Genomic DNA, 5,367 nt, shown 5'->3' with positions numbered 1-5,367 from the left:
TTTTAATTTTATTTCACTGTCCATTTGATTTTTTAGCTTGTTTTTCCTGTAAGTTGAATAAACTGAATTTTCAAGAGATGCTAAAAATCCAACCTTCATTCTTCTTTTAAGTATATTTGTAATCAATATTGGTTTTACATATACTTCTTTTTCAAACAAAGTCGGCCAGCCAAACCTTTGATATGCAGGGTAAGACTGATCATTTGCCAGGCCTATTACAACATCAACTCCGTCTTGACGACCTCTCTCACAGGAATTTTGAGTCATTGTTCTGAATATACCTTGTTTTTTATAATCCGGGTGTGTCATAGATTTTACAGAGTGAGCAGTTAAAAGTGTTTTGCCGTTGACATAAAGTTCGTTTGGCAAAAGTCCATCACATCCTATTACTTTGTCTCCTTCTTTTAATAAATACATCATGTTTCCTGATTTATTGTATGGGTTTTTATTGAACAGCCATTCATACATTTCTTTTTTGCTGTTTGTTCCCTCACCAAAAGAAATGACTGACAATTCTTCAAATCCTTCAAAATCTTTATCAATGTCTAATCTTACTATTTCTCTTTCCATAATCACCTCTGCTGATATTAAGCAATTTATTTGAATGTAACTATTGTTACTCCGTCGCCGCCTTCATTGAATGTTCCGAGCCTTGATTCTTTCACATGTTTATGCTTTTTAAGAAATTGAGTTATTCCTTCTCTGAGTATACCCATTCCTTTTCCGTGTATTACCTGCACTTCATTTAAGTTGGACATAAAGGCATCGTCTAAATATTTATCAAGTTCTAAAAGTGCTTCATCAAGATTTAATCCTCGCAAATCAATAACAGGATTAATTGATGATGTTTTAAGCTTTATCATTCTTGTAGTGTTTGTTCTTTGCTTTTCTTCTTCATCTGATTTTATTTTTATCAAATCCGCCTTTTTAACCTTCATTTTAATCAAGCCAATTTGCACCATTACATTTTGCGAGTTATCCATATCAGAAATAACGTGACCTTTTTGATTCAAGCTTCTCACAGTTACACAATCACCTTTTTGTATTGGCGTTGATGTGTCATAAGTATCTTCTTCAAAAATTTGCTCTGAATATTGATTTTCTTCTAAATCCTTGGTTTTTTCGTTCAAAACTTGTCTTAACTCATTGACACGGCGATTTTTGTTTTTATCCATTTCTAAATTTAATTTTCTAAATTCTTTGATTATTTCTGCTGTTTCCTTTTTAGCATTTTCAACTATTTTACGCGCTTCATAATTTGCTTCGTCAATGATTTTCTCACTTTTTTCAAGAGATTTTCTTTCCTTTGCAATAAAGTCGCTGTGCTTTTTCTGGCTTTGTGCATCCAGCCTGTCAATTTCTCTTCTTTTTTCTTCAATATAAATTCTGTTATCTTCAATTTGCTTTAATGCATCTTCAAATTCAACTTTGTCAGTTTCAATGGTTTTTCTTGCTTTTTCAATTATATAATCATTAAGTCCTAGTTTTTTTGATATTTCAAATGCATTGGATTTGCCAGGCACGCCTATTAGAAGCTTGTAAGTTGGGCTTAATGTTTCCACGTTAAATTCAACACTGCCATTTATAACTCCTTCAGTATTAAGAGCATACAATTTCAATTCGCTGTAGTGTGTTGTTGCTGCAGTTACAATTTTTCTGTCATGAAGAGTGTCTAAAACAGCAATTGCAAGTGCGGCTCCTTCAGTTGGATCAGTGCCTGCTCCAAGTTCATCAAACAAAACAAATGATTTTTCGTCCACTTCTTTCATTATTCTAACTATATTGGTCATGTGAGATGAAAATGTGCTTAAACTTTGTTCAATGCTCTGTTCATCCCCAATATCTGCATAAACTGCATTAAATACAGAAATTTCAGTACCATACTCAGCCGGCAAATGAAGTCCGGCCATTCCCATAAGAGAAAATAACCCTAACGTTTTTAAAGAAACAGTTTTTCCCCCGGTATTAGGACCTGTTATAATAAGAGTGGTAAACTTATCTCCAAGCAATGCATCAATTGGTACAACAACTTTTGGATCGATTAAAGGATGTCTTCCCTTTTTAATTCTAATATAACCCCTGTCGTTTACATTTGGCTCAATTCCGTTTATGCTTATGGCATATTTTCCTTTTGCAAATATAAAATCCAACTCTTTTAGAATTTCCTGGTTTCCCATCATTTCTGAATTAATATTTCCAATCATTCCGGAGAGCTCAAGAAGTATTCGTTCTACTTCCCTTTTTTCTTCAACCTTTAAATTTGATATGTCATTTGTCATTTCCACTATGGCCACAGGTTCTATAAATAATGTAGACCCTGTTGAAGACTGATCATGAATAATTCCCCTAACCATGCTTCTGTATTCCCTGCGCACAGGTATTACATATCTGTCGTTTCTCATGGTAACAATATTCTCTTGAAGGTATTTTTGCATTGTTGAAGAACTTACAATAGAATTTATTTTATTTTTAATAGCATTGTTTTTTATTTGAATTTCTCTTCTTATGCGCTTTAATTCAGGACTGGCATCATCTGCAATTTCTTCTTCACTTATAATTATGTTAAAGATTTTATCTTCTATGTCTTTGTTTGTATAAATACCATTGCACAACTCTTCTAATAAGTCGTAAATCCGTTCTTCTTTGTTGTTGAGAAGTACATAATTTTTTAACAGTCTGGCAGCTCTAAGCGTATCCGCACAGTTAAGAAGACCTCTAAGAGATATAATACCTCCCACAGCTGCCCTTTTTACATATTCCTTTATATCAGTTATTCCACCTAATGGAGGCGAACCTTTTTCAATTATAATTGAAAGAGCTTGCGCTGTTTGTTTTTGCTTGAACTTAACACTTTCCACATCAGAAGATGCATCAAGTTTCATGACTTCTCTTTTACCATTTGCAGTTTCAGCAAATTCAGCAACCTTTTCAATTATTTTATCAAATTCCAAAACCGATTTAGATTTTTGTTTCATAGTCTACCTCTCATTTAGCAATAATTAAGCAATAGATTAGCAGTTGATGAGCAATAGAACAGCAGTTGATTGTCTATCGCCTGTAATGCTTAACTATTGCTCTATACATGCTTTTCTATCTTTATAAAATATTTTTTAAATAGTGGCCTCTGGTAAAGTTATTTTCCTCTAAAACATTTGATGTTTGAACACCATTTATTTCACAATACAAAGCATCTATTATCTCTTCAGGCTCTTTCAGCCATTTAGTGTCAATAAAGAAATATTCTATGTTGTTTTTTACAAAATCATTAACTTTACCGATTAAAGTAAGCGGCACGCTGTTGTATATGTGAGTAAGGCGGTTTTCTCTTTCTATGTTAAAATATACGCCTTTTCTGTCTTTCAGCGAATATTTATCTTTATATTCACATTTATCGCAGTCCTGCAAGTTTTTACAATTCTTCAGCATAGACATTGGACAATTTTTCATAACCATGAGCTGTGCATATTCATGGGCAACTATTTCCGAATGAATTGAACTATTCTTTACAATGCTTTCCATATCCCTTATATTTGCTTCAATGGAAAAAGCATATCCATCCGCTCCTTGATTCTTTAACATCTCAACTGAAAATGAATTTATTATGTTAAAAAACGGACCGCAGTGCAATTTCAATTTGCTGTTTTCTTTGAAGAAATAAAATCTCCCAGCATTGTTTACACACACACCGTCAAATATTTCCTCGTAAAGCTTTATATTGTCTTTTAATAAATTGTATTGCTCTTTAGACACAATATTTGGCAGCCATAAATACTTTTCATCAGCTTCAATATTTTTAACCATCTTCATATCTAAGTTATGTGGTATGTACACCCTTTTAACTTTTACTTTGTCTAAAAGTTCTGTTTCTTCGTTGCTGTTAATTTTCAAGCTGATTTTAGGTTCAACACTTTTTTTGTTTTCATTGAATGCAAATGCAGTGTTGAATGGAATATTGTTTATTTCTTCCCTTTTGTAGAGCACTGCTCCTTTTTCATAAAGCATGTCTGTTGCATCTCTTCTAAGCTGATTTAAAGTACTTTTTCTTATAAATACATCTTCATCCTTTATAACATCCAATTTATTCAATTCATATATTGTACTACCAAGTTTCCCCAATTGTTCATTTATTATTTCATCCGTTGCAGGATTCTTAATGCTGGTTTCACATACTTCTTCACTTTTTACAACAACTTTATTGTTTCCTGTCTGAGCAGTGAGAACAGCCTGTTCTCCAACTTTAAGAGAAATAGCAAAATTAATTTTATTTCTTCTGAACTTTGAAAACTCCTCAGCTTTATCTTTGGTTTCTTCTTCTATTTCTTCTATGTCGTCTCCCTTGACACCCGAACTTGTTCTCGCAAACATTTCATCATCTTTGGAAGGTTTTAGATATCCGTTTGTATATCCTCTGCTGAAAGTAGAAATAGCCCTTTTCTCTAAATCTTTTATATCTGTTTTCTTTCCCGAAATGTAATTGTCAATTATCTGCCTGTAATATTCCACAACTGCAGATGTGTATTCAGGCCCTTTCATACGACCTTCAATTTTAAAAGTGCTTATGCCTGCCTCAATAAGTTCAACTATTGTTTCACCTGCAATGAAGTCTTTCATACTTAAAACAGGAATTGTTCCAAATTCCTCATCTTCTATATTATTTTCCTTGTCATAAAAACTGTAGCTAAGTCTGCAAGGCTGTGCGCACTTTCCTCTGTTCCCACTTCTGCCTCCTAAGAAACTTGACATGTAGCATTGACCTGAATAAGATGCGCAAAGTGCACCATGTATGAATACTTCCAACTCTGCGTTTGTATTTTTAACAGTTTCTTTTAACTGACTAATGGACAATTCTCTTGCCATGATAACTTTATTAATGTCATATTTCTCAAAAAATTTCACTCCATATTCATCATACACAGAAGCTTGAGTACTCATGTTAACTTTTAAATCAGGAATGAATTTTTTTATCAAATAAACTAATCCCAAATCCTGTACTATTACTGCGTCCACATCATTTTCATACAAGAATACTGCATAATTTAATGCATCAATTATTTCTGTGTCTTTTAAAACAGTATTCAAAGTGACATATATTTTTACACCCTTATTATGGGCATAGCGAATTATGTGCTTCATTTCTTCGTTATCAAAGTTTTGTGAATTTTGTCTTGCGTTAAAAAATTTACCTCCTAGATACACTGAATCCGCTCCGCTGTTTACTGCTGCATAGAATGATTCAATACTTCCTGCCGGTGCTAATAATTCTATTTGTTTTTTCATGTTTTTTACCATTCCTTTCGCTTCGCTCAAGGCACAAACAAGTTATGAAAAAATGGTTGCGCCCCTCCTCATTTTGTTTTAATATCTTCT

At 33.0% G+C, this 5,367-nt stretch carries 3 protein-coding genes; all 3 read right to left on the bottom strand.

The features are described 5' to 3' along the window. Positions 1–570 (bottom strand): GNAT family N-acetyltransferase (locus SA378_RS01870; protein WP_318524292.1); only part of this gene is annotated, 570 nt, incomplete at its 3' end. Between the two features lie 26 nt (positions 571–596). Continuing rightward, on the bottom strand, positions 597–2,975 hold the full coding sequence (locus tag SA378_RS01865) for an endonuclease MutS2 (RefSeq protein WP_318524291.1): 2,379 nt from the start codon (positions 2,973–2,975) through the stop codon (positions 597–599). Positions 2,976–3,096: 121 nt separating this feature from the next. Further along, positions 3,097–5,289, bottom strand: a complete 2,193-nt coding sequence (locus SA378_RS01860) for a U32 family peptidase (protein ID WP_318524290.1) — start codon at positions 5,287–5,289, stop codon at positions 3,097–3,099. Between the last annotated feature and the right edge of the window lie 78 nt (positions 5,290–5,367).

This window comes from Sedimentibacter sp., from assembly GCF_033447055.1.
Taxonomy (GTDB): Bacteria; Bacillota; Clostridia; order Tissierellales; family Sedimentibacteraceae; genus Sedimentibacter.
Note: the sequence above shows the minus strand (reverse complement) of the source record. Positions and strands in the feature narration are given on the sequence as shown.